This window comes from Fretibacterium fastidiosum (assembly GCF_000210715.1).
Lineage (GTDB): Bacteria > Synergistota > Synergistia > Synergistales > Aminobacteriaceae > Fretibacterium > Fretibacterium fastidiosum.
This window is the reverse complement of record NC_021038.1, coordinates 2440987-2443623: the sequence shown is the minus strand read 5'-3', so window position 1 is coordinate 2443623 and position 2637 is coordinate 2440987. Positions and strand designations below refer to the sequence as shown.

Genomic DNA, 2637 nt, shown 5'->3' with positions numbered 1-2637 from the left:
TGGGACGTGGGCTGGCGCCTGTCCGTGCTGGCCGCCATGACCATCGCGGCGATGGCGGGGGGCGGGCGCTTCGCGAAGGTCCGGACGTGGCTGCTCCTCAGCCCGCTGATCGCCCTGGTCACCTTTCCGCAGACCGCCTACACCTTCAAGGGGGTTCCGCTGGCGGGGGTCCTGCTGAACTTCGTCGCGCCGACGTTCTTCTCGGCGGGCTTCGTCTTGGCCTCCGCGGGGGCCGCCCTCCGTCTCCTGGGCCTTCCCCTTGCGTCCTGGCTCCTGATGGCGTCGGAGGGCGCCTTTCTCCTCTGGGGTGCCGGAGCGAACGGGCTGGCGGGCCTCGTGCCGGCGTTCGTCCCATGGGGTCCTCTCATCGCCTGGCTGGGGGCCGGGGCGCTCCTCCTTCTGCTGTGCCGCTTCATGCGCCTCACGGCCCTTCGGACGGCGCTGCTCACGACGGGGGGCACGATCGCGTCCTTTCTCATTTTTTTATGACCTTATCTAACGATGTGCGCATCCGGTTTTTGTTCGCCACTTTCTTGAGAACGTTGCTTTGGAGGTGCTTTCATGCTGCTCGTCATGGACGTCGGGAACACCACGACGGTCGTTGGCGTCTTTGATCGTAAACAACTCGTGGCGCATTGGCGCCTTTCGTCCATCCTCCACACGTCGGATGAGTTGGGCGTCTACATCCTGACGCTCTTGGGGACGAAGGACATCGCCTCGACGAGGATCGACGGGGCCGTGTTCTGCAGCGTGGTCCCCACGCTGGACGCCCCGCTGGCCGAGGCCATGCGCAACTTCTTCGGCGTCGAGCCCCTGAGGGTGGACGCCTCCACGGACACGGGCATGGAGGTCCGCTACGACGCCCCGCGGGAGGTCGGGGCCGACCGCATCGTGAACGCCGTCGGAGGGCGAAGCAAGTACGGCGCGCCCCTCATCGTCGCAGACTACGGCACGGCGATCACCTTCGACGTCATCGCTCCGGACGGTGCCTACCTCGGCGGCGCGATCGCGCCGGGCCTTCAGTCCGGCATCTCCGCCCTGTTCGCAAAGGCGGCGAAGTTGCCCCAGGTGGCCCTGGCCCTGCCCCGTTCCGTGATCGGGCGCAACACGAACGAGTCCATCCAGTCCGGAATCCTGTTCGGGAACGCGGGGTTGACGGATCGCATCGTGGGGATGATCCGCGCGGAGATAGGGACCGAGGTCAAGGTGGCCGCCACCGGCGGGCACGCGGAGGTCATGGCGAAGCTGTCGCAGACGATAGAGTACGTGGACCCCTGGCTGACCCTGGACGGCCTCAGGCTCATTCACGACCGCGTCAGAGGGTCGGACTGATGGTGCCCTGTGAGGTCGCGGCGGGGCCGATTCGGGCGGGGGGCCTCTCCCTGCAGAACCCCCTCTGCCTCGCGCCGCTGGCGGGGGTGACCAGCCTCCCCATCCGCGAGTTCTTCACGCGCCTGGGGGCGTCGCTGACCCACACCGAGATGGTGAGTTGCGCGGGATTGGTGCGGCACAACCGGAAGACCCTGTCCATGCTCCACACCTCGCCGTCCGAGGCCCCCGTTATCCTGCAGCTCTTCGCGCCTGCCGCAGACGTGTTGGTCCGGGGCGCCGAAGCGGCGCTCGACCTCGTCCACCAAAGCGGGGAAGTTCCCTTCGCCGGCCTGGGGATCAACATGGCCTGTCCCATGCCGAAGGTAACGAAGCGTGGGGCGGGCGCCGCACTCCTGAAGAGCCCCTCGGACGCCTTCGCCATGGTCCGTGGCCTGAAGGGGCTGGGGTTCCCCGTCTGGGTCAAGATCCGCCGCATCGAGGCTGGAGAGGCCGGGATCGAGGCAACGGTTCGCTTTATCGAGGGGTTGCTGAATTCCGGAGCGGACAACGTCTGCATCCACGGCCGAACCGCCACCCAGCGTTATGAGGGGGTCGCGGATCGAACGGTCCACGCGGCGGCGGCCCGTCTCTTCCCAGGCTTCATCAGCGCCAGCGGTGACGTGCGCGAGGTCGGCGACGTGCGCGAGTACCTCGAGATGGGGTGCGTCCTCGTCATGGCGGCGCGGGGCGCCCTGGGGAATCCGTGGCTCTTTGCCGAGGCGCTGAACGCGCTTGGGTATGCGGTTCCGGAGATGGCGCGGGACAGGACGCCCGCGGGAAGGATGACGGCCCTTCGCTGGCTTGGCGAGCGCGCGATGGGGACCTCGGGCGAGGCACAGGCCGTGATCCTGCTGAAGCGTCTGATGGGCGGGGTGCTGAGGGGGATCAGCGGGGCGGCGGAGTTGCGGCATCAGGCCGGATGCAGCGGCAGCGTCGAGGAGATCTTGGCGGTCTTTCGGAGGGGGACGGAGGGCGGCAACCCCGCCGGGGAATAAAACGGGCAGGAAGCCCTGCCCGAAGTTCGTTCCTTCTCAACCCCTCTTAATAAGGAGGGGCCTTATTTCCCTGGCAGTCCCGCCGCGGCCATGGCCCGCACCAGCACGTCGATGGCTTCGCTGCGCGTGACGGGATGCCCGAAGCGAAACTCCCCGTCGCCCCGATAGATGTCCAGCACCCCCAGGGCGGCCAGGGCGTTCACGGCCGGGGCGTTCGGGTGTTCCGAGGCCCGAAACGCCGTCCGCCCCTTCTGTGGCCGAGGCGCCTCCT

Annotated in this window: 4 protein-coding genes; 3 read left to right on the top strand and 1 reads right to left on the bottom strand. The window is 68.0% G+C overall.

The features are described 5' to 3' along the window. From SY1_RS10985 to SY1_RS10975, 3 genes are all read left to right on the top strand, one after another. A partial coding sequence (locus SY1_RS10985; protein ID WP_208873802.1) for a hypothetical protein occupies nucleotides 1-489 on the top strand: 489 nt, incomplete at its 5' end. Between the two features lie 72 nt (nucleotides 490-561). Then, nucleotides 562-1332, top strand: coding sequence for a type III pantothenate kinase (locus SY1_RS10980; protein ID WP_015557058.1), 771 nt, complete (start codon nucleotides 562-564; stop codon nucleotides 1330-1332). Then, nucleotides 1332-2366, top strand: a complete 1035-nt coding sequence (locus SY1_RS10975; protein WP_015557057.1) for a tRNA dihydrouridine synthase — start codon at nucleotides 1332-1334, stop codon at nucleotides 2364-2366. Before SY1_RS10980 ends, SY1_RS10975 begins: the two co-directional genes overlap by 1 nt. A 62-nt stretch (nucleotides 2367-2428) precedes the next feature. Here SY1_RS10975 and SY1_RS10970 read toward each other — a convergent pair. Then, nucleotides 2429-2637: S-layer homology domain-containing protein (locus tag SY1_RS10970; RefSeq protein WP_208873801.1), on the bottom strand; the 209-nt coding region annotated here is incomplete at its 5' end.

What these genes read in the sequence shown, in the direction of transcription:
- SY1_RS10975 (WP_015557057.1), top strand. Translation starts at nt 1,332, where the DNA reads ATGGTGCCCTGTGAGGTCGCGGCGGGGCCGATTCGGGCGGGGGGCCTC.
- SY1_RS10980 (WP_015557058.1), top strand. Translation starts at nt 562, where the DNA reads ATGCTGCTCGTCATGGACGTCGGGAACACCACGACGGTCGTTGGCGTC.